This window comes from Janthinobacterium sp. PAMC25594, from assembly GCF_019443505.1.
Classification (GTDB): Bacteria; Pseudomonadota; Gammaproteobacteria; order Burkholderiales; family Burkholderiaceae_D; genus Janthinobacterium.
Genome location: NZ_CP080377.1, coordinates 1,737,067 through 1,762,732, shown reverse-complemented (window position 1 = coordinate 1,762,732; position 25,666 = coordinate 1,737,067). Strand labels below are relative to the sequence as shown.

The 25,666-nt window shown below is 62.2% G+C and carries 14 protein-coding genes; all 14 read left to right on the top strand.

All coding sequences use genetic code 11. The features are described from left to right. Nucleotides 1-55 precede the first annotated feature (55 nt). The 14 genes from xsc (at nucleotide 56) to KY494_RS07675 (ending at nucleotide 25,653) form a co-directional block, all read left to right on the top strand. Nucleotides 56-1,864: a sulfoacetaldehyde acetyltransferase gene (gene xsc / locus KY494_RS07740; protein ID WP_219891520.1), complete on the top strand. Its 1,809-nt coding sequence runs from the start codon at nucleotides 56-58 to the stop codon at nucleotides 1,862-1,864. A gap of 283 nt (nucleotides 1,865-2,147) precedes the next feature. Then, nucleotides 2,148-2,567, top strand: coding sequence for a nuclear transport factor 2 family protein (locus tag KY494_RS07735; protein ID WP_219135581.1), 420 nt, complete (start codon nucleotides 2,148-2,150; stop codon nucleotides 2,565-2,567). A gap of 25 nt (nucleotides 2,568-2,592) precedes the next feature. Continuing rightward, a complete protein-coding gene (locus KY494_RS07730; protein WP_219135580.1) occupies nucleotides 2,593-4,032 on the top strand; it encodes an FAD-binding oxidoreductase in 1,440 nt (479 codons plus the stop codon). Nucleotides 4,033-4,152: 120 nt separating this feature from the next. Beyond that, nucleotides 4,153-5,214 carry a taurine ABC transporter substrate-binding protein gene (gene tauA, locus KY494_RS07725; protein ID WP_219890498.1) on the top strand — a complete coding sequence of 354 codons (1,062 nt, stop codon included), beginning with the start codon at nucleotides 4,153-4,155 and terminating at the stop codon, nucleotides 5,212-5,214. Between the two features lie 80 nt (nucleotides 5,215-5,294). After that, complete coding sequence (locus tag KY494_RS07720) at nucleotides 5,295-6,110, top strand: taurine ABC transporter ATP-binding protein (protein WP_219890497.1); 816 nt, start codon at nucleotides 5,295-5,297, stop codon at nucleotides 6,108-6,110. Nucleotides 6,111-6,189: 79 nt separating this feature from the next. After that, the gene (locus KY494_RS07715; RefSeq protein WP_243136601.1) at nucleotides 6,190-6,984 is read left to right on the top strand and encodes an ABC transporter permease subunit; all 795 of its coding nucleotides are present in this window, start codon (nucleotides 6,190-6,192) and stop codon (nucleotides 6,982-6,984) included. 291 nt (nucleotides 6,985-7,275) lie between these two features. After that, nucleotides 7,276-8,709 carry an amino acid permease gene (locus tag KY494_RS07710; protein ID WP_219890496.1) on the top strand — a complete coding sequence of 478 codons (1,434 nt, stop codon included), beginning with the start codon at nucleotides 7,276-7,278 and terminating at the stop codon, nucleotides 8,707-8,709. Next, nucleotides 8,702-9,922: a molybdopterin-dependent oxidoreductase gene (locus KY494_RS07705; protein WP_219890495.1), complete on the top strand. Its 1,221-nt coding sequence runs from the start codon at nucleotides 8,702-8,704 to the stop codon at nucleotides 9,920-9,922. Before KY494_RS07710 ends, KY494_RS07705 begins: the two co-directional genes overlap by 8 nt. 10 nt (nucleotides 9,923-9,932) lie before the next feature. Beyond that, the gene (locus tag KY494_RS07700) at nucleotides 9,933-10,547 is read left to right on the top strand and encodes a c-type cytochrome (RefSeq protein ID WP_219890494.1); all 615 of its coding nucleotides are present in this window, start codon (nucleotides 9,933-9,935) and stop codon (nucleotides 10,545-10,547) included. A 669-nt stretch (nucleotides 10,548-11,216) separates the two neighbouring features. Beyond that, nucleotides 11,217-12,875, top strand: a complete 1,659-nt coding sequence (locus tag KY494_RS07695) for a ShlB/FhaC/HecB family hemolysin secretion/activation protein (RefSeq protein WP_219890493.1) — start codon at nucleotides 11,217-11,219, stop codon at nucleotides 12,873-12,875. Nucleotides 12,876-12,919: 44 nt separating this feature from the next. Next, nucleotides 12,920-20,425, top strand: a complete 7,506-nt coding sequence (locus KY494_RS07690; protein ID WP_219890492.1) for a YDG domain-containing protein — start codon at nucleotides 12,920-12,922, stop codon at nucleotides 20,423-20,425. Between the two features lie 154 nt (nucleotides 20,426-20,579). Further along, the gene (locus tag KY494_RS07685; protein ID WP_219890491.1) at nucleotides 20,580-21,422 is read left to right on the top strand and encodes a sulfotransferase; all 843 of its coding nucleotides are present in this window, start codon (nucleotides 20,580-20,582) and stop codon (nucleotides 21,420-21,422) included. Nucleotides 21,423-21,713: 291 nt separating this feature from the next. Continuing rightward, nucleotides 21,714-23,132, top strand: coding sequence for a glycoside hydrolase family 19 protein (locus KY494_RS07680; protein WP_308836421.1), 1,419 nt, complete (start codon nucleotides 21,714-21,716; stop codon nucleotides 23,130-23,132). Nucleotides 23,133-23,244: 112 nt separating this feature from the next. After that, on the top strand, nucleotides 23,245-25,653 hold the full coding sequence (locus KY494_RS07675) for a chitinase C-terminal domain-containing protein (RefSeq protein WP_219890490.1): 2,409 nt from the start codon (nucleotides 23,245-23,247) through the stop codon (nucleotides 25,651-25,653). Nucleotides 25,654-25,666 lie beyond the last annotated feature (13 nt).

The window sequence follows — 25,666 nt, the reverse complement described above, 5'->3', positions numbered from 1 at the left end:
TTTGATAATTTCAGTGCAGTTCATTACCACAGACCAGGAGACACCCATGAATGACATGACCGAGCAAAAAGCCGCCGCCGCAGCGGCCACCCCCACGGGCCCGCAAAAGATGACGCCTTCCGAAGCGTTCGTGGAAACCCTGGCCGCCAATGGCGTGACCGACATGTTCGGCATCATGGGCTCGGCCTTCATGGATCCGATGGACATCTTTGCCCCGGCCGGCATCCGGCTGATTCCCGTCGTGCACGAACAGGGCGCCGGCCACATGGCCGACGGCTATGCCCGCGTTTCGGGCCGCCATGGCGTGGTCATCGGCCAGAACGGCCCCGGCATCAGCAATTGCGTCACGGCCATCGCCGCCGCCTACTGGGCGCACACCCCTGTCGTCATCATCACGCCGGAAACGGGCACGATGAGCATGGGCCTGGGCGGCTTCCAGGAAGCCAATCAATTGCCGATGTTCGAGGAATTTACCAAGTACCAGGGCCACGTCACCAATCCGGCCCGCATGGCGGAATTCACGGGCCGCTGCTTTGACCGCGCCATGTCGGAAATGGGGCCGACGCAATTGAACATCCCGCGCGACTATTTTTATGGCGAAATCAAGGCGGAAATCCCAAAACCGAACCGCCTGGACCGTGGCGCCGGCGGCGAACACAGCCTCAATGAGGCGGCCGAACTGCTGGCCAAGGCCAAGTTCCCCGTCATCATCTCGGGCGGCGGCGTCGTCATGGGCGAAGCGATCGAAGAGTGCAAGGCGCTGGCCGAACGCCTCGGTGCGCCAGTGGTGAACAGCTATCTGCACAACGACTCGTTTCCCGCCAGCCACCCGCTGTGGTGCGGTCCGCTCGGTTATCAAGGCTCGAAGGCGGCGATGAAACTGATCGCCCAGGCCGACGTCGTCGTGGCCCTCGGTTCGCGCCTGGGACCGTTCGGCACCTTGCCGCAGCACGGCATGGATTACTGGCCGAAAAACGCCAGGATCATCCAGATCGACGCCGACAACAAGATGCTCGGTTTGGTGAAAAAGATTTCGGTGGGCATCTGCGGCGACGCCAAGGCGGCCGCCAAAGCGATTCTTTCTCGCCTGGACGGCAAGACGCTCGACTGCGACGCCACGCGCGACGCGCGCAAGGCCACCATCGAGGCGGAAAAAGCCGCGTGGGAAGATGAACTGGACAACTGGACGCACGAAAAAGATGCGTACAGCCTGGACATGATCGAAGAGCAAAAGAAAGAGCCGGGCAACTATCTGCACCCGCGCCAGGTCTTGCGCGAGCTGGAAAAAGCCATGCCGGAAGACGTGATGGTGTCGACCGACATCGGCAACATCAACTCGGTGGCGAACAGCTATCTGCGCTTCGAGAAGCCGCGCAGCTTCTTTGCGGCGATGAGCTTTGGCAACTGCGGCTACGCCTTCCCGACCATCATCGGCGCCAAGGTGGCCGCGCCGCACCGTCCGGCCGTGTCGTATGCGGGCGACGGCGCCTGGGGCATGAGCCTGATGGAAACCATGACCTGCGTGCGCCACAACATTCCCGTGACGGCCGTGGTGTTCCACAACCGCCAGTGGGGCGCGGAAAAGAAAAACCAGGTCGATTTCTACAACCGCCGCTTCGTCGCCGGTGAACTCGACAACCAGAGCTTTGCCGAGATTGCGCGCGCCATGGGCGCCGAAGGCATCACGGTCGACAAGCTGGAAGACGTGGGGCCGGCCCTGAAGAAAGCGATAGCCATGCAGATGAATGAAGGCAAGACGACCATCATCGAAATCATGTGCACGCGCGAACTGGGCGACCCGTTCCGCCGCGATGCGCTGAGTAAGCCGGTGCGTCATCTGGATAAATATAAAGATTACGTTTGATGTAGCGGGTGTTGTTGGATTACGCCCTGGCGGGCTAATCCAACCTACCCAACCTACGCGACTGTGTAGGTCGGATTAGCCGGGCGAAAGCCCGGCGTAATCCGACAAAGCCTTGTGACCAAATTCTCACAGATTGTCACCAAAACATCACAGTTTCATTAAAGAATACAAGGCGTCCCGTTTTTTGAATTATTTGATTTGACAAGGCCATGCTTAAGGCTTAAATTCAATAAAAGACAAAAAACGGAACGTAGCGTATCAAAAACGATTTACGGAGACCACCATGAACCACCCTGTACCGCACACCGACGCCGTCACCACCGCTGTTACTACGGATTTCCTGCAAGCGTTCGGCGATGCCTGGAACCGCCACGATATCGAGGCACTGATGGCCGCCATGGCCGACGACTGCGAATTTCACGCCGTGGCCGGTCCTGACTTGCTGGGCAAGAGCTTCATCGGCCGCGACGCCGTGCGCGCCGGCTTCGAACTGGCCTGGCAAACCTTCCCCGACGCCGCCTGGCTCAACCCCGAACACTTCGTCAGCGGCGAGCGCGGCGTGACGGAGTCGACCTTTGCCGGCACCAAGGCGGACGGTACGCGCATCGAGGCGCGCATGGTCGACATCTTCACTTTCCGCGACGGCAAGATCGCCGTGAAGAACGCCTTCCGCAAGGATCGCCCACCTGTCGTCAAAGCTTAAGCCAGTACGTTCACCAGGAATGATCATGAACAAACCTGTCGACACCCCATCTGACGTACTGGGCAACAGCACCGCCGCCCGCACGCCCTACGATCCCGCCTTCGATCCGCTGGTGGCCCAGCGTCCCGGCCACGGCAATGCCTACGCGCCCACCTACTGGATCGGCACGGCCGGCGAGCCGCCCGCCGACGACGGCCCCATCACGCATGACATCGACGTCGACGTGGCCATCATCGGCTCGGGTTTTACCGGTCTCTCCTGCGCCATCTTCCTGGCCCAGGAACACGGCATCAAGGCCACCGTGCTGGAAGCGAACCGGGTCAGCTGGGGCTGCAGCACGCGCAACGGCGGCCAGGCGCAATGCACGACGGGCCGCCTGAAACGCTCGCAGTGGATAGACCGCTATGGCATGGACACGGCCCTGAAATTGCACGCGGAAGTGTGCGATGCGATGGAAACATTCAAGAAGATCACGGCCGACATCGATTGCGAGCCGCAGCCGGGAGGCCACCTGTACATCGCGCACAAGGCGAAAGCCATGCCTGCGCTGGAAAAAGAAGCCAAGCTCATGCGCGAGGTCTTCAAGTATGACGCGCGCATCCTCGACGCCGACACCGTCAAGCGCGAATTTGTCGACGACAAGGAAGCGGCCGGCGCGCTGCACGAGCCGGAAGGCATCGGCATCCACGCGGGCAAGCTGGCGTTCGGCTACCTGCGCAAGGCGCGCGCGCTGGGCGCCAAGGTGCATCCGTCCAGCCCCGTGATGGGCTGGGAAACGCGCAATGGCGTGCATTATCTGCAAACGCCGGGCGGCGTGGTGCGTGCCCGTGCCGTGGCCGTGGCCACGGGCGGCTACACCTCGCCCCATCTGCATGCGCAAGTGAAAAACCGCTTGCTGCCTATCCTGTCGAACTCGCTCGTCACGCGCCCGTTGACCCCGGCGGAAATCGAGGCGTGCAATTTCCGCACCCACCAGGTGATCACGGATACGCGCATTTTGCGCCACTACTACCGCTTGATGCCGGACAACCGCGTGCAGATCGGCAGCCGCAGCGCCATCACGGGCGCCGACGCGCCGGACGACAAATACAAACAGTTTTTGATCAACGATCTGCACCGCAAGTTCCCCGCGCTGACCGGGATCGGCATCGATTATTCGTGGTGGGGCTGGGTCGACGTCAGCCACGACATGATGCCGCGCATCGTGCAACCGGACCCGAAGCAATCGATCTTCTATTCGCTCGGTTACGGCGGCAACGGCGTCATGTACTCGGCGCAGGCGGGGCGGCGCATGGCGGAACGCATCGCGGGCAAGGCCAGCGACACGGGCTTGCCGATCTTCAATTCGAAACTGCCGTACCCGAACATGATGGAACTGGTCGAGTCGCAAGCGTTCGCCCCGTTCCGCCGCCTGGGCCAGCGCTTCCTGTACCGCTGGTATCACTTGAAGGATGAGGTGTTTTAAATAGTAATAGCAGTAGCCGTACTAAGCCGCCGCATGGTTGACAAAGAGCAAACAGCGGCGTCTCCCGAAAGGGATGAGATTGCCCGAACGTTCACACATAACAATAACTTGGAGTGAGACATGAACACATACACGAGCAAAACCCCGAGCAAAACGGTATTTTCAACGCTGCGCCGCGCCGTCCTCGGCACCCTGGTGCTGGGCGTGGCGGTAGCATCAAGCGGCACGGCCTTCGCGCAAGGCAAGGAAGTGACGATTGCCTATCAGGAAATTAACGGTCCCTTCCTGGTGGCCATCGCCAGCGGCGAAGTGGAAAAAACCACCGGCTATAAAATCAACTGGCGCAAGTTCGATTCGGGCGCCAAGGTAGCCACCGGCATGGCGTCCGGCGACGTGCAGATCGGCGTCATCGGTTCCAGCCCGCTGACGGCGGCCGTCAGCCGCGGCGTCGATCTGCAGCTGTTCTGGATCATCGACGACATCAATGAAGCCGAAGCGATGGTGGCCCGCAACGGCGCCGGCATCAGCAAGCCGACCGACTTGCGCGGCAAGAAGATCGCCGTGCCGTTTGTTTCCACCACGCACTTCCACACCATGTTCGCGCTGGAAACGTGGGGCATCAAGCCATCCGAAGTGAAATTGCTCAACATGCAGCCGAACCAGATTGCCGCCGCCTGGGAACGCGGTGACATCGATGCCGCCTTCGTGTGGGACCCGGCCTTGAGCAAACTCAAGCAAAACGGCAAGGTGCTGGTGACCTCCGGCGAACTGAGCAAAAAGGGCAAGGCCACGTTTGACGGCATGGCCGTCGAGCGCGCCTGGGGCGAAGCGAACGCCGACTTCATGGCCAAGTTCGTCAAGGTGATGGCCGCTTTTGATGCCGACTACCGCGCCAATCCGAAGGCATGGACCATTGACTCTCCGCAAGTCAAAGCCAACGTCAAGCATTCGGGCGCGGCTGCCAAGGACGTGGCCGCTTCCGTGGCCCTGTACGCCTATCCATCGCTGCAGGAGCAGGCCTCGCCGGCCTGGCTCGGTGGCGGCGCGAAGGGCGGCGTGGCGCAAGCCTTGCTGGCCACGGCGCAATTTTTGAAGACGGAAGGCAAGATCGATACGCTGGCCCCTGACTACGCCAAATATGTGACACCCAGGTATGCACAGGCCGCCGGCCTGCTGAAGTAAACGTTGTGCCATGGCGCGTCTGCGGGCGCGCTGACTGAACAGAATGCGTTGAACTGAAGTACTACCTATGCGGGGACATCATGGAAAATCTGTACGTCAAGGATGTCAGCGTGATTTATCCGGGCAAGACGGCCGGTGAACGCGTACATGCCTTAAATAATGTCAATCTCACCATCAATAGCGGCGACTTCGTCGTCGCGCTCGGTGCTTCCGGTTGCGGCAAGACAACCTTGCTGAGCCTGATGGCGGGCTTTATTGCCCCGTCCAAGGGCGAAATCATGCTCGGGGAGAATAAAGTGGAAGGACCGGGCGCCGACCGTGGCGTGGTGTTCCAGAAACACGCCTTGCTGCCGTGGCTGAATGTGATGGAAAACGTGGAATTCGGCCTGAAGCTGCAAGGCGTGGCGAAAGCCGTGCGGCGCGAACAGGCGGCGAAGAACCTGGCGCTGGTGGGCTTGAAGGACTTTCACGACAATATGATTTATCAGTTGTCAGGCGGCATGCAGCAAAGGGTGGGCATCGCCCGTGCCCTGACCAGCAATCCCGCCATGCTGCTGATGGATGAACCGATGGCGGCGCTCGACGCGCTGACGCGCGAAACCATCCAGGAATTGCTGCTCGATATCTGGGCCAAGTCCAGCACCATGTTCTTCTTCATCACCCACAGCGTCGACGAGGCGCTGTTCCTGGCGAACCGGCTGATCGTCATGTCGCCCCGTCCGGGCCGCATCACGCACACGTATGAACTCGATTTCAACAAGCGCTTCCTCGAATGCCGCGATGCGCGCGCCGTGAAATCGAGCCCGGACTTCATCAAGATGCGCGAAACGGTGCTCAACATCATTTATGGCGACGAGCGCGCAGTCAACAAAGAGCTGGAGGTGTCCCATGCATAGCCCATCCGTCGTGGGATTTCCTCCCGCCACCGCCAAGCGCGCCGGCTTTTTTGGCCGCCTGTTCGCCCCCCGCTGCGCCATGCCAGGCGAAGCGTTCGGCGCGCCGGGGCAGGGCAATTCCAGCCGCATTGCCAGCGTCACCGTCATCGTCGTGCTGTTGCTGTGGTTTGGCGTGACGGCCAGCGGCATGGTGAAACCCTTGTTTTTACCTTCGCCGCAAGCCGTGTACGAGAAATTCATCATGGCGGCCACCACCGGCTTCGGCGGCGCCACCCTGTGGGAACACACGGTCGCCAGCCTGGTGCGCGTGTTCGGCGCCTTCGGCCTGGCTTGCGTGCTGGCCATTCCCATCGGCGTGATGATGGGCGTCAATCGCGTGGCGCGCGGCATCTTCGATCCCTTGATCGAGTTCTACCGTCCGTTGCCGCCGCTCGCTTACTTGCCACTGGTCATCATCTGGTTCGGCATCGGCGAATTCTCGAAGGTCTACCTGATCTTCCTGGCCATCTTCGCGCCAATGGCGATCGCGGCCCGTGCCGGCGTCAGTTCGGTGTCGCTGGAGCAGATCCACGCGGCCTATTCGATGGGTGCCACCCGCTTCCAGGTCATCGTGCACGTGATTCTGCGTGCCGCGATTCCGGAAATCCTCACCGGCATGCGCATCGGCATCGGCGTGGGCTGGACCACCTTGGTGGCGGGCGAGATGGTGGCGGCCACGCGCGGCCTCGGCTACATGGTGCTGAGCGCCTCCGAGTTCCTCGCCAGCGATGTGGTCATCATGGGCATTATCGTGATCGGCTTCTTTGCTTTCCTGTTTGATTTGATGATGCGCTACCTCGAACGTACCCTCGTGCCATGGAAGGGCAAGGTGTAAGACGTTCCCGGGAGTGGCGCGCACGCCACAAGTGTTGCCGCCGCTCCCTTTTTTTCAACCAGCAATAACTCAGCCATACCCCGTACTTACTCTCCAGCGCGCTTGCCTCTTGGCTGCCGCGCCGGGCCGCTGCATTTCCAGATTGACTTATGGCATGCAGCCAACCAGACTGATTTGATGATGTATCGATGCTGCTTGACGGTGTTGCCCAAATAAAACAAAGCCGCGCGGCAGAAACAGGCCGCAGCAGGCGAGGGCGCACCGAGCTTCAGATATTACTAGGAGACACACATGATTAGCGACAACCATAACAACACGGGCTTGCAGCACTCGCTGAAGCAACGCCACATGAGCATGATCGCCATCGGCGGCGTGATCGGCGCCGGCCTCTTTGTCGGCAGCGGCGTCATCGCCAAGGCCGCCGGCCCGGCCGCCATCCTTTCCTTCCTGCTCACGGGCGGCCTGGTCGTCCTGATCATGCGCATGCTGGGCGAGCTGGCCTCGTCCCTGCCCGTGGTCGGTTCCTTTTACGAATATGCGCGCCTGGCCTTCGACGACAAGCCGAAGGTCTCGAAATTCCTCGGCTTTATGAGCGGCTGGATGTACTGGTATTTCTGGGTCGTCGTCGTGGCGCTGGAAGCCATCGCCGGGGCCAAGCTGGTCAATTTCTGGTTGCCCGAGGTGCCATCGTGGTCCATCAGTCTGGTCTTGCTCGTGTCGATGACGGTGCTCAACCTGTTCTCGGTGAAAGCGTTTGGCGAGTTCGAATTCTGGTTCGCCTCGATCAAGGTGGTCGCCATCGTCGTCTTCCTGTTTGTGGGCGCCCTGTTCATCACGGGCAGCTTGCCCAACAGCATCCCGAGCCTGGGCTTTTTGACCAGCAACGGCGGCTTCATGCCGCACGGCTGGGGTCCTGTATTGAGCGGCGCCGTCGCCGCCACGGCCTTTTATTCGGGCGCCGAAATCGTCACCATTGCCGCCGCCGAAACGTCGGACCCGGCCAAGGCCATCGCCCGCGCCACCAACTCCGTCATCACGCGCGTGCTGATGTTTTATGTGGGCTCCATGTTTGTCGTGGTCTGCATCGTGCCCTGGGATTCGCCGGCCATCGCCACGCCCTTCGTCAGCGCCCTGAAAGTGATGAACATCCCGTACGCGGCCCACATCATGAACGCCATCATCCTGACGGCCGTGCTGTCGGCCCTCAATTCCAGCCTGTACGCCTCGTCGCGCATGATCTTTGCATTGACGCGCCGCGGCGATGCGCCCACGGGCCTGGTCAAGCTGAGCAAGAACGGCGTGCCGATTCGCGCCATCCTGTTCAGCACTCTGTTCGCCTATTTCGCCATTGCCGTCTCGTACGTGTCGGCCGACCTGGTGTTCCCCTTCATCGTCAATTCCTACGGCATCCTGATCCTGTTTGTCTACCTGCTCATTGCGATATCTCAATTGCGCCTGCGCCGCCGCCTGGAACGTGAGTGCCCGGAACGCATCAAAGTGCGCATGTGGCTTTTCCCCTACCTGACGTATTTCACCATCATCGCCATGCTGGTGATCCTCGGCGCCATGAGCGTGTCGTCCGATACGGAGCAGCGCGTGTCGTTCTGGTTCGGCCTGCTGAGCGTGGCCATCATGAGCGTCATGTACTACATCAAGAAACTGGTCAACGATGACCGCAACGGAGATGCCTCCGCCGACACCAAAGTGGAGCTCAAACATGTCTGATACGACCGTGTTGCCAGCAAGCCGGCGCCGCTTCCTGCGCACCACGGCCACCCTGGGCGCCGCCGCCGTGGCGGGGCCAGCCTTGGCGGAGTCCGTCACTTTGCCGTTTGAAAACGGCGAGCGAGAACTGGTGGCCTTCCCGCAAAAGCGCCCGCTGATCTTGCTGACCAGCCGTCCGCCCCAGCTGGAAACGCCGTTCAGCGTCTTCAATGAAGGCGCGATTACTCCCAACGACGCGTTTTTTGTGCGCTATCACTGGAGCGGCTTGCCTACCAGCATCGATGGCGACAGCTACCGGCTGCGCATCGCCGGCCTGGTGAAAACACCGCTGGAACTGTCGCTGGCCGAGCTGAAAAAACTGGCCGTGCCCGTCGACGTGGTAGCCGTGACGCAATGCTCGGGCAACAGCCGCGGCTTCTTCGCCCCGCGCGCGAATGGCGGGCAGCTGGGCAATGGTGCCATGGGCAATGCCCGCTGGACCGGTATCCCCCTGAAAACCGTGCTGGAAAAGGCCGGCATCAGCGCCGGCGCCGTGCAAGTGGCCTTCAATGGCCTGGAAACGCCGCCCGTGGGCGACGGTCCCGACTTTCAGAAAGCCTTGTCCGTCGAGCACATCATGGCGGGCGACGTGCTGCTGGCCTGGGCCATGAATGGCGAAGACATTCCCTTCCTCAACGGCTACCCGCTGCGCCTGATCGTGCCCGGCTATTACGGCACTTACTGGGTCAAGCACCTGAGCGACATCACCGTGCTGGACAAACCCTTCGACGGCTTCTGGATGAGCACGGGCTACCGCATCCCCGACAATGGTTCCGGCTTCATCGAGCCGGGTACACCGGTGGGCAAGACGACCCCCATCAGCCGCCTCAACGTGCGCTCCTTTATTACCAGCGTGCAAGATGGCGCGCAAGTGAAGGCCGGGCGCGACCTGGCCTTGCGCGGCATCGCCTTCGATGGCGGGCAGGGCATCAGCGAAGTGGCGATTTCAGCCGATGGTGGCCACAGCTGGCAGGAAGCCAGGCTGGGCAAGGACCTGGGGCGCTTCTCTTTCCGGGAGTGGAGCATGGTCCTGAAGGCGCCGCGCAAGGGCAAGCATGTGCTGATGGTGCGCGCCGTCAACCGCATCGGCCAGAGCCAACCGATGAAAGCCCTGTGGAATCCCATGGGTTATATGCGCAACGTGGTGGAAACCACGCGCATCCAGGCAGTGTAAGGAGAACCATATGAAGATCTTGTTTGCCGCGCTGGCACTGTCGGCGGCGGGCAGCGCCTGCGCGCTGGAAATCCATTTGCCACCGGAAACGGCGACTTACAAAGCCAGCGAATTGCCCGGCTACCAGCTGGTGCAGCGCAACTGCATGACGTGCCACGCGGCCCAGTATGCATCGAGCCAGCCGCCTGCCTCGCCGCGCGCCTACTGGGAAGCCACCGTCAAGAAGATGAAAAAGCCGTTCGGCGCCCAGTTTGACGACGCGGACATGCCCGCCATGGTCGACTACCTGGTGAAAACCTATGGAGCGGAGCGGGGCGCCGCCGCACCTGCCGCGGCCATGGCCAGGCCAGCCGCAGCGGCTGTCCCTGCCGCCAGCGGCAAGGATGTCAAAACCTTGCTGGCGGCGAATGGCTGCATGGCATGCCACGCCCTCGACCAGAAGGTGGTCGGTCCGGGCTTTGCGGAAGTGGCCGCCAGATACAAGGGCAAGGATGGTGTCGCGGCCGTGGCGGCGAACATCCGCAGTGGCGGCGCCGGCAAATGGGGCCCCGTGCCCATGCCGCCATTCAGCCAGCTTAGCGAAGCCGATGCGGCGACCCTGGCGAAATACGTGCTGTTCAGGTAGCGCCTGGCCAGAGCAGTACAGTAGCGCACTCCCTCTCTTCTTCCTCTCCACCGGCATGCGACACCTCAACCCTTGGCTGAGGTGTTGCATGCCTGCCACGCCAGTGTTCCTCGCGGAAATTTAACCCGCCGCCCATCCCCGTTCCGCACCGTCAGAAATAATATTTATATCAATATTCACATATTAAAAATTTATTTTTACAAGTATGTGACATACCAATACGCCAAAAGAAAGTGTGTCATCGGAGTCGTATCCGCGTATGGAAAAAATAACATTGTTTTGTGTTGAAGTAATGCCAATGCCTTGCCTAATTTCCAGTTGTGGTGCGTGCGAGGAATAGCATATTGATAGTGGTGGTATTGCAATATTGTTGCGTTGAGACAACGAATTTTTCAGTTGAAACGCACATTTTCACGGGAGTTTTCGCATTTCAGGGCTATCGCCATTAAGGTCGCACCAATGTGGTGAACGAGGTCATCCGATAGGTATTTTCTCGCCTGACGAAGGGCTAAAATGGATTAATGTTGCTGAGCAGAACTTGATTTTTCAGTTGCCATTGAATTTAACATTAATATTAAAAAGATACTGCCATTTCAGCTCTTGTATTCCCCCGTTGGTGCAGCCAAAAGCGGTGTGCCTGGCGCGGGCGCGCCGCCAGAAAGGATAACCTTGAACACCAAATTACTCCCCCTGACCTTGTTACTGGCGATCCAGGCCGCCTGGGCCGTCGATCCCCCCAGCGCCGGCAGCCAGCTGCAGCAGATTCCTGTCGCGCCGCAATTGCCGAAGGCGCCGCCGGCCATCCGCGTGCAGCAGGGCAATGTGCCGGCCACCACGGTGGGCGATACCACGCGCATCACGGTGCGGCGCCTGCAGGTGACGGCGCCGCCCGTCTTTGCCGAGAGCGAACTGCTCGCGGCCACGGGTTTCGTGCCCGGCAGCGAGCTGACCCTGGGCGAGCTGCGCGCCATGGCCAGCAAGATTGCCAGCTATTACCAGCAGCGTGGCTATTTCCTCGCGCAGGCGTATCTGCCCGCGCAAGATATCCACGATGGCGTGGTCGTTATCGATGTGCTGCCGGGCCGGTATGGCCAGGTGCAGTTGCGCAACCAGAGCACGTTGTCCGACGGCCTGGCGGGCACGATATTGGCCGGTCTCGACGGGCAAGTGATTGCCACGCCGCCGCTGGAGCGGCGCTTGCTGCTGCTGTCGGACTTGCCGGGCGTGCAGGTCAGCTCGACCCTGGCGCCGGGCGCGTCCCTGGGCGCATCCGACCTCATCGTCGAGGTGCAGCCGGGATCGCGTTTCAACGGCAGCATCGACGTCGATAACCAGGGCAACCGCTACACGGGCCGCAACCGCATCGGCGCCACCTTGAACATCAATGAACTGGCCGGCATCGGCGACGTGGCCAGCGTGCGCGCGTTTACCTCGGCCGACGGCTTGAACTACGGCCGCCTGGCGTACCAGGGCCAGGCCGGGTTGCTGCGCCTGGGCGGCGCCTACACGTATATGGATTACAAGCTGGGCAAGGAATTTGCCGTGCTCGACGCCAAGGGCACGGCGAAGATCGCCAGCGCGTATGGCAGTTATCCGCTGATCCGCTCGCGCGGCAGCAACCTGTATGCGCAGGTTAGCTACGACGACAAGACGTTCCAGGACCGCACGGAATCGACGGGCACGGTCAACGACAAGACGGCCAGCGTGTGGATGCTGAACCTGAACGGCGACGCCAAGGATGGCTGGGGCGGCGGTGGCGCGAGCACCTATTCGGTGACTTACACGACGGGCAAGATCGACATCGGGACGCCGCTCGCCTTGCTGATCGACCGGCTGACGGTGAAGAGCAACGGCCACTTCAACAAGCTCGCCTTCAACGCGGCGCGCGTGCAAAGCCTGGGCGGCGAGACGAGCTTGTTCGGCAGCCTCAGCGGCCAGGCCGCGTCGAAAAATCTCGATGTCTCGGAAAAGATGGGCATCGGCGGCGTGGGCGGCGTGCGCGCCTACCCGGGCGGCGAGGCGTACGGCGACCAGGGCTATGTGCTGAATCTGGAATTGCGGCACAACTTGCCGGCGTTCACTGCGGTGGCTGGTCAGCTGCAGCTGATTGGCTTTGCCGACACGGGCACCGTCAAGCTCAACCGCGACGCGTGGAGCGCCGGCGAGAACCGCCGCACCCTGAGCGGCGCCGGCGTGGGCGTGACGTGGACGGGCGCCAATGCGCTCGTGCTGAAGGCGTATTACGCGTACAAGCTGGGCAATGCCAAGGCGACCTCGGCACCGGATGCGGCTGGCCGTTTCTGGCTGCAAGCCGTCAAGTATTTCTAAATTAATGCAAGTTAACTAATAAGTTAAAAAATCAGGACTCCGCCATGAACCGCATCTACCGCTCCATCTGGAACCAGGCCACCGGCGCCTACGCCGCCGTGTCCGAAAACGTCAAATCGGCCGGCAAGCGCTCGATGCCCGGATGCAGCGGGGGCGGGGCGCATTTCGCCTTGACCAGCATGGCGGCGGCGCTGATGATGGGCTACGGCAGTCTTGCGCTGGCCGGGCCGGCGGGCGGCACGGTGGTGGCGGGGCAGGCAACGATCAACGGCACGCCCGGTGCCACGGTGATCAGGCAGGGCAGCCAGAACGCCGTCATCAACTGGGCCAGTTTCAATGTCGGCAAGGGCGAGTCGGTGCAGTTTCAGCAGCCCAACAGCAATGCGGTGGCGCTGAACCGCGTGCTGGGCAGCGATGGCACGACCATCCTCGGCAACTTGTCGGCCAATGGCAAGGTGTTTATTGTCAACCCGAACGGCGTGCTGTTCGGCCAGGGCGCGTCCGTGAACACGGCGGGCCTGGTGGCGTCCACGCTCGATATCAACAACGCCGACTTCATGGCCGGCAAGTACCAGTTTTCCGGCAATGGCACGGGTAAAGTCCTGAACCAGGGTTCGATCAGCGCGCCGGGCGGCTATGTGGCCTTGCTGGGCGCCAACGTGTCGAACGAAGGCACGATCCAGGCACGCCTGGGCTCGGTGGCGCTGGCGGCGGGCCGCGCCATCACGCTGGACGTGGCGGGCGACGGCTTGCTCAATGTCGCCGTCAACGCGGGCGCCGTGGGCGCCTTGGTCAACAATGGCGGCCTGATCCGCGCCGATGGCGGCAGCGTGGTCTTGACGGCGCAGGCGGCGGGCGACCTGCTGAGAACCGTCGTCAACAACACGGGCGTGATCGAGGCGCACACGATCGATACGCGCGGCGGTACGATCAAATTGCTGGGCGACATGCAGAGCGGCACGGTGAACGCGGGCGGCACGCTGGACGCCAGCGCGCCCCTGACGGGCAATGGCGGCTTTGTCGACACCTCGGCCGCGCACGTCAAGATCGATGATGCGCTGAAGGTGAGCACGGTGTCGAACAAGGGCTTGTCGGGCACGTGGCTGATCGACCCGACCGACTTCAATATCGCCGTCTCCGGCGGCGACATGACGGGCACCTTCCTGAGCAACTCCTTGAAATCGGGCAACGTGCATATCCAGAGCGTATCGGGTGCAGGCGGTACGCAAGGCAACATCAACGTCAACGATAACGTCAATTGGTCGGCCAACAAGCTGACCCTGACGGCGCAAAACAATATCAATATCAACAAGGCCATGCGCGGCTCGGGCACGGCCAGCCTGGCGCTGGAATACGGCCAGAGTGGCGCCGCCGCCAGCAATCCGGCCACCTACAACGTCAAGGCGGAAGTCGATTTGCCATCGGGTAATAACTTCAGCACCAAGCTGGGCAGCGATGGCGGCGTGACCGTGTATCAGGTGATCAACAGCCTGGGCGCCTTCAACAGCAGCAGCGGCAGCGATGTGCAGGGCATGCGGGGCAATTTGTCCGGCAACTATGTCCTGGGCAGCAATGTCGATGCCAGTGTCACGGGCAGCTGGGACAGCGGCAAGGGATTTGTGCCGATCGGCAGCGCCGGCACGCCGTTCACTGGCAAGTTTGACGGCCTGGGCCATGAACTGTATGGCTTGACCATCAACCGCGCCGAGACGCCGGCGGCCATGTTCGGCAATATTGGCCTCGTCGGCAGCGTGCGCAACTTGAGCTTGAACAATGTCAATATCACGGGTTCGCAAGCCGTGTCCGGCGCTACCTACACGGATGTAGGCGCGCTGGCTGGCTACAATGCTGGCACGATCAACAATGTGAGCAGCAGCGGCGCCGTGCACGGCGCCGGTTACGTCAATATGGGCGGACTGGTGGGCACCAATGCGGGCACGGTCAGCAACAGCCGTGCTGCAGGGACGGTCGCCGCCACGAATATCAGGGTTGGCTATGGATACGGCGCCGCTGCAGGCCTGGTCGGCGTGAATGCCGCTGGTGGTTTGATCAAGAGCAGTTCCAGTTCGGCCGCTACCAGCTCGAGCAGTTATTTAGCCGGCGGTCTGGCCGTCTACAACCGCGGCACGATCAGCGACAGCTATGCCACGGGCGCCGTCAGTGTCGGTGGCGCGGGCGGCAGCTATGGCGGCGGCCTGGCCGCTATCAACGATACTACCGGCGTGGTGATGAACAGCTATGCCACGGGCAATGTCACGGGGACTTCTGGCCTGGGTGGCTTGCTGGGGCGGATAGAGTCCGGCGGCACGGTCGATAACAGCTATGCCACCGGCAATGTGACGGGCAGTGGCAATAACATCGGCGGCCTGGTCGGCTTGTCGTATGGCCCGATACGCAATAGCTATGCCACCGGCAATGTGACTGGCAATTCCACCGTTGGCGGCGTGGTTGGTTATAACCTGTTTACAATGACGAATGTCTATTATTCGGGCAAGCTCACGGCGGGTGGCGCCAGCGTCGGCATGATCGTCGGCGATAACAACGGCGGCACGGTGACGAATGCCTATTTCGACAAGAGCTTGAATAGCATGATCGCCGCCATCGGCGTGACTGGCAACGGGGCCACCTCGAACGCGCTGGGCCTGACCAGCGCGCAAATGTTGCAAGGTAGTAATTTCGCGGGATTTAATTTCACCGGCACGGCCGGCGCGACGGGCAACAACTGGGTCCTCGTCAGCGGCGATGGATCGATCAATGGCGCCAGCGCCGGCACGCGCCCCATGCTGGCGTCGGAATGGTCGAACACCATCAATTCCACGCACCAGCTGCAATTGATGGCAATGAACAAGGCCGCCAGCTACACGCTGGGCAGCAGCTTCAGCGCAGCCAGCACGGCCGCGAACGGCAACGACGTGTGGGGCAGCACGGGCTTCATCCCGGTCGGTACGGCGGGGTCGGCCTTCACGGGTAGCCTCGACGGCACCGGGCATATTGTTTCCAGCCTGAATATTATCAAGCCGGGCGTGGCGGGCGTGGGCTTGTTTGGCGTCGTCGGCAGCGGCGGCGTGATCGCCAATGTGGGCTTGTCTGGCGGCACGGTCGCTGGCGGCGACAATACGGGCGCCCTGGTGGGCACGAATGGCGGCAGCGTCAGCGGCAGCTTTGCCACCAGCGCCGTTACTGGCGCCAACAATGTCGGCGGCCTGGTGGGGACGAACACGGGCACGGTCAAGGACAGTTATGCCAGTGGTGCGGTGACTGGCAGCAGCGGCGCGGGCGGCTTGGTGGGCAGCAACAGCGGCAGTGTCGCGACCAGTTATGCGAACGGCAGCGTGAGCGGCGCCGGTGGCGGCCTGGTAGGCACTGGCGCGGGCAGCGTCACGGGCAGTTACTGGGATAGCACGGCCAGCGGCAAGATATCGAGCGCTGGTGGCACGGGCGTGACGACGGCGCAGTTGAAGAATTTGTCGAATTACACGGGCGCGGGCTGGGAACTGGGCCAGATGTGGGTCGCCTACGATGGCCAGAGCGCGCCTTTCCTGCGTTCGTTCATGAAGCAGGTCGCCGTGCGCGTTTCCTACGACAGCAAGGTGTATGACGGCGTGGTCTATGCCGGTGGCAGCAATAGCGTCACGTATTCGAACACGGTGGCGGGCGCCAGCCTGCTCGGTACGCTCGCCTATGCAGGCAATGCCGCTGGCGCCGTCAATGCTGGCACCTACAGCGTGTCGGCCAGCGGCCTGTATGCCACGGGCGGGCAGTCCGGCTATGCGGTCAGCTATATCGATGGCGGCCTGGTGATCACGCAGCGCCAGCTCAGCCTGAACGGCGCCGGTGCCGGCAACAAGGTATATGACGGCAACACCACCGCCATCATCAGCGGCGGCACGTTGGCAGGCCTGTTGGCCGGTGATCTTGGTAATGTCAATCTGCTCTCTTTGCTGGGGACCTATGCCAGCAAGAATGTCGGCAATGGCATCACCGTGAATGCGACTGCCACCCTCGGCGGTAGCGCGGCCGGCAACTATATCTTGGCGCCGTTGACTGGCGTGAGTGGCAACATCACGCCGGCGACGATTAGCAGCATCAGCGGCATCCTGGCCGGCAGCAAGGTCTACGACGGCTTGACTGGCGCTGCGCTCGACACCAGCGCGGCTGTATTCGCCGGCAAGATCGGCAGTGATGCGCTGACGTTGAGCGGCACGGGCACTTTTGACAACAAGAATGCCGGCACCGGAAAAACAGTCAGCATCAGCGGTCTGTTCCTGGGTGGCGCCGATGCGGGCAACTATATCCTTGCCGGCACGACGGGTAGCGCGCTGGCCGATATCACGGCCAAGGCCCTGACCATCACGGGTGTCACCACCAGCAACCGCGTGTATGACGGCACGCTCAATGCGGCCCTGTCTGGCGGTACCCTGAGTGGCCTGGTGGGCGGGGAAACCCTGGGCCTGTCCGGCTTGTCGGGGGTGTTTGGCGACAAGAACGTGGGCACGGGCAAGAGCGTGACCGTGAGCGGCGCCACCCTGGCCGATGGCACTGGGCTGGCCAGCAACTATACGGTCAGCAATCCGGGCGCCCTGACGGCCGATATCAGCAAGGCAACCATCAGCAGCGTGACGAACATCACGGCAAACAGCAAGGTGTATGACGCGAACACCAAGGCCACCATCAATGCGGGCGGCGCCACGTTCAATGGCATGTTCAGCGGCGACAGCCTGTCGTTCAGCGCGACGACGGCCGCGTTTGCCGACAAGAACGTCGGCAGCGGCAAGACGGTGGCCGTGAGCGGCATCGCCCTGGCCGGCACGGATGCGGGCAATTACAACCTGACGCTCAGCACCGGCAGCGGCAGCGGCGATATCACGCCGAAGGCGCTGACGATCACCGGCATGTCAGCGGTCAATAAAGTCTACGACGGCAACACCAAGGCGACCTTGTCGGGCGGTTCGATCAGCGGCCTGGTCGGTTCGGAAACGCTGGGCGTGACGGGACTGGTGGCCACTTTCGACGACAAGAACGCAGGCGCCGGCAAAACCGTCACCGCCAGCGGCTCGACCCTGGTCAATGGCGGCAATGGCGGCCTCGCCAGCAACTATACGATCAGCAACCCAAGCGGACTGAGCGCAAACATTACGCCCAAGGCACTGACGGTGACGGGCATGACGGCCGACAACAAAGTCTATGACGGCCTGCTCGACGCGACCCTGTCCGGTGGAAGCCTGTCGGGTCTGGTCAGCGGTGAAACGCTGCTGCTGTCCGGCGCGACGGGCGTGTTCAGCGACAAAAACGCAGGCAGCAACAAAACCATCGTCGTCAGCGGCAGCAGCCTGGCTGATGGCACGGGGCTGGCCAGCAATTACACGGTCAGCAACCCGACCACCGTGAAGGCCGGCATCACGCAAAAGGCCTTGACGGTGAGCGGCGTGCAAGCCAGCGACAAGACCTACGACGGCAATACCAAGGCCAGCCTGTCCGGCGGCACTCTGGATGGCCTGGTGGGCGGTGAAACGCTGGGATTGACGGGGCAGGTGGGCAGTTTCAGTGACCAGAACGCGGGCACGGGCAAGGCCGTCGCGGTGACGGGCGCGACCTTGGTCGATGGCACGGGGCTGGCCAGCAATTATTCGGTCAGCAACGCCACTGGCGTGACGGCCACTATTGCGCAAAAGGCGTTGACCGTCAGCGGCGTGAGCGCGAGCAGCCGCGTGTATGACGGCACGCTCGATGCGGCCCTGTCGGGCGGCACCTTGAGCGGCTTGGTCGGCATGGAAACGCTGAGCTTGAATCTGGCGAACCAGACAGGCACCTTCAGTGACAAGAACGCGGGCACCAACAAGGTGGTCAATGTCACGGGCGCGACGGTCACGGACGGCACTGGCCTGGCCAGCAACTACGCCTTCAGCAATGCCAGCGGAGTGCGGGCCGATATCACGCCGAAAACGTTGACGGTGACGGGCGTGACGGCGGCGAGCCGGGACTATGACGGCACGCAGCAGGCCGCGCTGTCGGGCGGCGCCTTGAGCGGCTTGGTCGGCATGGAAACGCTGAGCTTGAATCTGGCGAACCAGACAGGCGCCTTCAGCGACAAGAACGCGGGTACCAACAAAGTGGTCAATGTCACGGGCGCGACGGTCACGGACGGCACTGGTCTGGCCAGCAACTATGCCTTCAGCAATGCCAGCGGGGTGCGGGCCGATATCACGCCGAAAGCGTTGACGGTGACGGGCGTGACGGCGGCGAGCCGGGACTATGACGGCACGCGGCAGGCCGCGCTGTCGGGCGGCGCCTTGAGCGGCTTGGTCGGCATGGAAACGCTGAGCTTGAATCTGGCGAACCAGACAGGCGCCTTCAGCGACAAGAACGCGGGCAGCAACAAGGTGGTCAATGTTACGGGCGCGACGGTCACGGACGGCACTGGTCTGGTCAGCAACTATGCCTTCAGCAATGCCAGCGGGGTGCGGGCAGATATCGGCAAGGCGTCCATCAGCGCCATTTCCGGTATCGTGGCGGCGAACAAGGTGTATGACGGTGGCACGGCGGCCAGCCTGAACCTGGCGGGCGCCAGTTTCAATGGCATGGTGGCCGGCGACGCCCTGAGCCTGGGCGGCGGACCCGTGCTTGGCGCGTTCAGCGACAAGAATGCGGCGATCGGCAAGACCGTGACCATCAGCGGTTTGGGCCTGGCCGGTGCCGATGCGGGCAACTATGTACTGGCCAGCAGCCAGGCCAGCACCACGGCCACGATTACGCCAGCCGCCCTGACGGTCAGCGCCAGCGGCGTCAACAAGGTGTATGACGCCACCACGCATGCCGCCGTCTCCTTGCGCGACAATCGCATCGGCAATGATCAGCTGAGTATTGCCAGCGATGGCGCCAGTTTCAGCGACAAGAATGCGGGCGTCGGCAAGACGGTGACGGTGGCAGGCATAAGCCTGGGCGGCACGGATGCGGGCAATTACGTGGTCAACACCAGCGCCAGCACCACGGCCACGATTTCGCAGGCGGCGCTGACGGTCAAAGTCGATAACACTGAAAAAGACCAGGGACGCGTCAACCCCGACTTCAGCGCCGGTTACAGCGGCCTGCTCGGTGGCGACACGGTGGCCGCCGAAGTGAGCGGCAAGCTGACGTTCAGCACGCCGGCGACGACGGCATCCGCGGCCGGCAATTATCTGGTATCGGCATCGGGCCAGGCGTCGAACAACTACGCCTTGAACTATGTGGAAGGCGTGCTGAAGGTCAAGCCGACGGAAGCGCTGCAAAGCGCGGTCGCCAGCGTGATCGCGGCCGTTGCCGTGGCGCCATCGCAGGGCAATATGGTGCAGGCCGACATGATCGTCAGTGGCGAGACGGCACCAGGCAAGCCCGCCGCCACGCAGGAGGCGCCGCGCGAGGGAGAGAAGGGTAACGCAGGCAGCGCGCCGGTGGTACAACTGGCCGGCAACGTCGTCAGCAACGTCCTGCCAGGCTTGCGCCTGAGCGTGGTCGATTCCGGCCTGCGCTTGCCGGCCGAAGCAGGCGGCAACACGCGCCAGGAAAGCCAGTAAAGCCCGCTGCGTCACCGCATGATGGCGTCGGAGTGCCGCTTCGTGTTTCGAAGCGGCATTTTTTATGCCGTCGCGTCATCGCATCACTCTTATAATGGCTGCACCATCCTTGTTTTCCGTCAGAAGAGCAGCGCTGAACAGAAAGTACCATCGCATGACATCCAATTTCATCGGCGTGGCCGGTTTGCCACGCGCTGGCTCCACCTTGCTGTGCCAGTTGCTGGCGCAGCATCCCGACCTGCATTGCGAAGGCAATAGCTCCCCCCTGTGCAATACCTTGCTGGGCATGCGGCGCATGGTCAGCGACGACGCGTTTTTCCTGTCACAGCTCGACAGTACTTTCGACGCCAGTTATGGCCATCTGAAAACAGCCATGCAGGGCTTCCTACGCGGCTGGTATCAGGATTGCGGCAAGCAGGGTGTGGTGGACAAGAACCGCGCCTGGCTGCATTGCGTGGAGATGCTGCTGCAACTGGCGCCGGAAGCGAAAATCATCGTCTGCGTGCGCGAACTGGGCCAGGTCTATGGTTCCATCGAAGCGCAGCACCAGCGCACCATCCTGCTCGATTTTGTCGACCACCTGGCCGATTTCGACCGTCTGGGCCGTGCCGACATGCTGTTTGCCAAGGACCGCACCATAGGCGCGCCCCTGAGCTCCCTGCACGCCGTGCTGGACCTGCCGCTCGAGGTGCAGAAAAAGCTGTATTTCGTGCGTTTCGAAGACTTGATGGTGCGGCCGGTGGAATGCCTGTCGCACCTGTATGCGTGGCTGGGCCTGGCGCCGTTCCAGATCGATCCGCACGATCTTGCCGTGGGGATACAGGAAAGCGACAGCCATTACCGCATGAAATACACGCACCGCCAGCAGGCGACGATCAGCGCGCCGAAGCCGCATGCGATTCCCCCGCGCATCCAGGCGCAGATCGAAAGCGCGTATGGCTGGTTCTATGAACTGTATTATCCGCAACACCAACGCGCGGCAACGCCATCGGCCTGACAATACCTGCGGCAGTGCTGATACCACTTGCCACGGCGCTGCCGGCGCGGTATTGCCGGCAGGTGCCGCAAACTTCGCTTTTCTCTCTCTCCCTCACTCTGCGCCTGGCGTACCGTGGCCGTACCGCCTGAAGTCACTGGTATTGTAAAAAACACCGCTATATAAAACCACTTGACTACCAATTTTCGGCGTCGCATTCTCTGTGCAGAAAGCCGATGCTTCGCTGTGCTTTCTTTACGTACAACATAAAAAGCTACTTCGATAGTTTTCGTATAACGTTCAGGAGACAATGTGAAGACACGGCAATCAAGCCGGCTGGCTACGCCATTCATGGCTGGCTTGCTGGGCAGCGCGCTGCTCGCTTGCGGCGGCAATTCCACCACCACCGAACCCCCATCGACCCTGCTGGCCGCCACCGCCGCCAGCGATAATTGCACGGCCTGGAGCGCCGCTGCCATCTACACGGCAGGGCAGTGCGCCGTGTACGACGGCAAGGTGTACCGGGCCAAATGGTGGGTGCAGGGCACGGCGCCGGGCAACGACCAGTGGGGACCGTGGAGCCTGGATTCCACCACACCGACACCGACACCGACACCGACACCGACGCCCACGCCAGGCGTGCCCACCAAAGCCCAGGCCGAGGCGAACGAGGCGGCGCTGACGAACAACGATTTCTTCCGCAAGGTCAAGGCCTCGATCCGCACCCTGGGCAATACAGCCGTCGAAGCCGTCCAGCCTGGCCTGGCCGGCAATCCGCTCAACGTCAAGCGCGTGGAACGCCTGCTGCCGGCGGCGAAGTGGGATTACTATTTTGCCGCGCGCGACGCCAGCTATACGTATCAGCGCTTCCTGCAAGCGGTGGCCAAGTTCCCCGCCGTGTGCGACGACTACGGCGACGGGCGCAACGCGGACGCCATCTGCCGCCACAGCCTGGCCACCATGTTTGCCCACTTCGGCCAGGAAACGGGCGACCATAACGCCAGCAGCCCCTTGCCGCAATGGCGCCAGGGCTTGAAATATTTGCGAGAGCTGGGCTGCGATGAAACGGGCGCCGGCTGCGGCTACAACATCGAGTGCGCGGATCCCGTCTTCAACAAGGTGTGGACCTGCGGCAAGAACGCCGATGGCAGCTTCAAGAAGTACTTTGGACGCGGCGCCAAGCAGCTGTCGTACAACTACAACTACGGTCCGTTTTCGCAAGCGATGCATGACGGTGACCAGTCCGTGCTGCTGAAGAACCCGGACCTCGTCGCGTCGACCTGGCTGAACCTGGCCTCGGCCACGTTCTTCTTTGTCTATCCGCAACCGCCGAAACCATCGATGCTGCACGTGCTCGACGGCACGTGGGTGCCGAACGCGGCCGATACGGCGGCCGGTGCGGGCAATAACTTTGCCACCACCATCATGATCATCAATGCCGAATGCGGGCAGGGCACGGAAAAGCAGGCCGCGCAAAACCGCATCGATTACTACAAGCAATTTGCCGCCGACATGGGCTGGGATTATTCCGGCGAACAATTGTCGTGCGCCAACATGCAGCGCTTCACCCCGGCCAGTTCCGCTTCCTACAACATCTACTGGGAAAAGAACTGGAGCGCCGGTGGCGAGAACCAATGCCAGCTGGTCAGCTATCAGACGCCGTACAGCGCCTTGCTGGCCGGGAACTACGTGAAATGCGTGGAAGCCAACTGGAATGTGAAGTTGCAGTAGCAGCCAAGAAGGAAAAGCCAGCCAGGGATAACAGTTGACAAGAGCCCCTTGAGGGGCCTGCAACAAGCTCACAATGTACAACCTGTATAACCATAACGGAGACAGACACCTCATGAAATCGAATGCATTATTGATGGCCCTGCTCAGCGGCGTGCTCGTCGCTTGCGGCGGCGGCCAGGAAGGCACGACCGCCACCCCGAACACCTTGCTCGCCGCCGTCGAGGCGTGCGCCGTCTGGGATGCCGCCACCGCCTACACGGGCGGCCAGTGCGTCATATACCAGGGCGTCAGCTACAAGGCGAAGTGGTGGACGCAGGGCAATGTCCCCAGCGCCACCGACCAGTGGGGACCTTGGGCCGTGATCGATACGCCGACACCGACGCCGACACCGACGCCGACGCCGACCCCGACGCCGACCCCGACCCCGACCCCGACCCCGACCCCGACCCCGACCCCGACCCCGACCCCGACCCCGACCCCGACCCCGACCCCGACCCCGACCCCGACCCCGACCCCGACACCGACGCCAACGCCCACGCCTACCCCCACGGCTTGCCGTCCCGACGGCTTGATCTCGGCCGTGCCGAATGTGCCGTATTGCAAGGTGTATGACGCGAACGGGCGCGAAGTGCTGGGCAATGGCTTGAACCGGCGCATCGTCGGCTATTTCGCCAGCTGGCGCACGGGCGCCGATGGCAGCCCGACTTACCTGGTGAATAACTTGCCGTGGGATAAGATCACCCACCTGAACTATGCGTTCGCCTCCGTCGATCCGGCCACCTCGAAAATCGCCATCGGCAGCGGCGCGGCCAATCCCGATACGGGCCTGACCTGGCCCAGCGTGCCGGCGGCGGCCATGGACCCGTCGCTGCCGTACAAGGGCCACTTCAACTTGCTGGCGCAATACAAGAAGAAGTATCCAGGCGTGAAACTGATGATTTCCGTGGGCGGCTGGGCCGGCAGCGGCGGCTTTTACACGGCCACGACAAATGCGGACGGCAGCATCAACACGGCCGGCATCAACACCCTGGCCGACTCCATGGTGGCCTTCGTGCGCCAGTACAACTTCTTCGATGGCGTCGATGTCGATTACGAACATCCGACCACCAACAATGAAGCGGGCAATCCGAACGACTTCGCCGCCTCGAAACCGCGTCTGGCCGGCCTGATGACGAGCTACAACGTGCTGCTGAAAGTACTGCGCCAGAAGCTCGACGAAGCGGCCGTGCAGGACAATAAATACTATCTGCTCACCATCGCCGGCTCCGCTTCGGGCTGGGTCTTGCGTGGCGAGGAAAACATGTCGGGATTGAAATATCTCGATTACGCCAGCCTGATGAGCTACGACTTGCACGGCGCGTGGAACCAGTATGTGGGACCGAACGCGGCGCTGTTTGACGATGGCAATGATGGTGAATTGCGTGCCGGTAACGCCTACCAGTACCAGAACATCGGCTACCTGAACACGGACTGGGCCTACCGCTACTACCGGGGCGCCATGCAGGCGGGCCGCATCAATATCGGCGTGCCGTTCTACACGCGGGGCTGGAAGGATGTGACGGGCGGCACCAACGGCCTGTGGGGCACGACGGCGCTGACCAATTCCACAGTCACCTGCGCGGGCGTGAAAACCTGCGGCATGGGCGCCACCGGCATCGATAACGTGTGGTACGACCTCGACTCCCAAGGCAAACCCACGCCCGGCGGCGGCAACCCCATCTGGCATGCGTTGAACTTGCAAAACGGCATAGTTCCAAGCTACCTCGATGCGTATAAAGTCACGGACAAGGCGCTGGTGGGCACGTATGTGCCGTACTACAGCAGCACCATGGTGGCGCCGTGGCTGTGGAATGCGACGAAAAAAGTGTTCATTTCCACGGAAACCACGCAGTCGATCGCGGCCAAGGCCCAGTACATCGTCAACAACAATATCGGTGGCGTGATGATCTGGGAAATGGCGGGCGACTATGCCTGGGATGCCACGCGCAACGGCGGCAAGGGCGAGTACTTCATGGGCACCACCCTGACGGACGTGCTGTACCAGGCCTTCCGCACGGCTGGCGCGTACGGCAACAAGCGCGCCGAAATCGCCATGCCGGCCACGGCGGCCAACGTCAGCATCACCCTGGGCGGCTGGAAGCTGGGCGACAACAACTTCCCCATCAATCCCGTGATGACGGTGAAGAACAACACGGCGTCGACTTTGCCGGGCGGCACTGTGGTGGAGTTCGATTACCCTGTTTCCGCGCCATCGGACATGAGCGACCAGTCCGGCTTCGGCTTGACGGTGATCAATGCCGGCTACACGGGGCCGAACAATATCGGCGGCTTCACGAAGAACTACAACCGGGCTCGCTTCGCGATTCCCGCCTGGCAATCGCTGGCGCCGGGCGGCTCCGTGGCGCTGACCTTGAATTACCGTTTGCCGATCTCGGGACCGGCCAACTACACGGTCACCGTGGGCGGCACCAAGTATGCGCTGACGCAGGAATACCCGGAACTGCCGGTGGCCTTGCCCTAAGTTGCATCCGGCA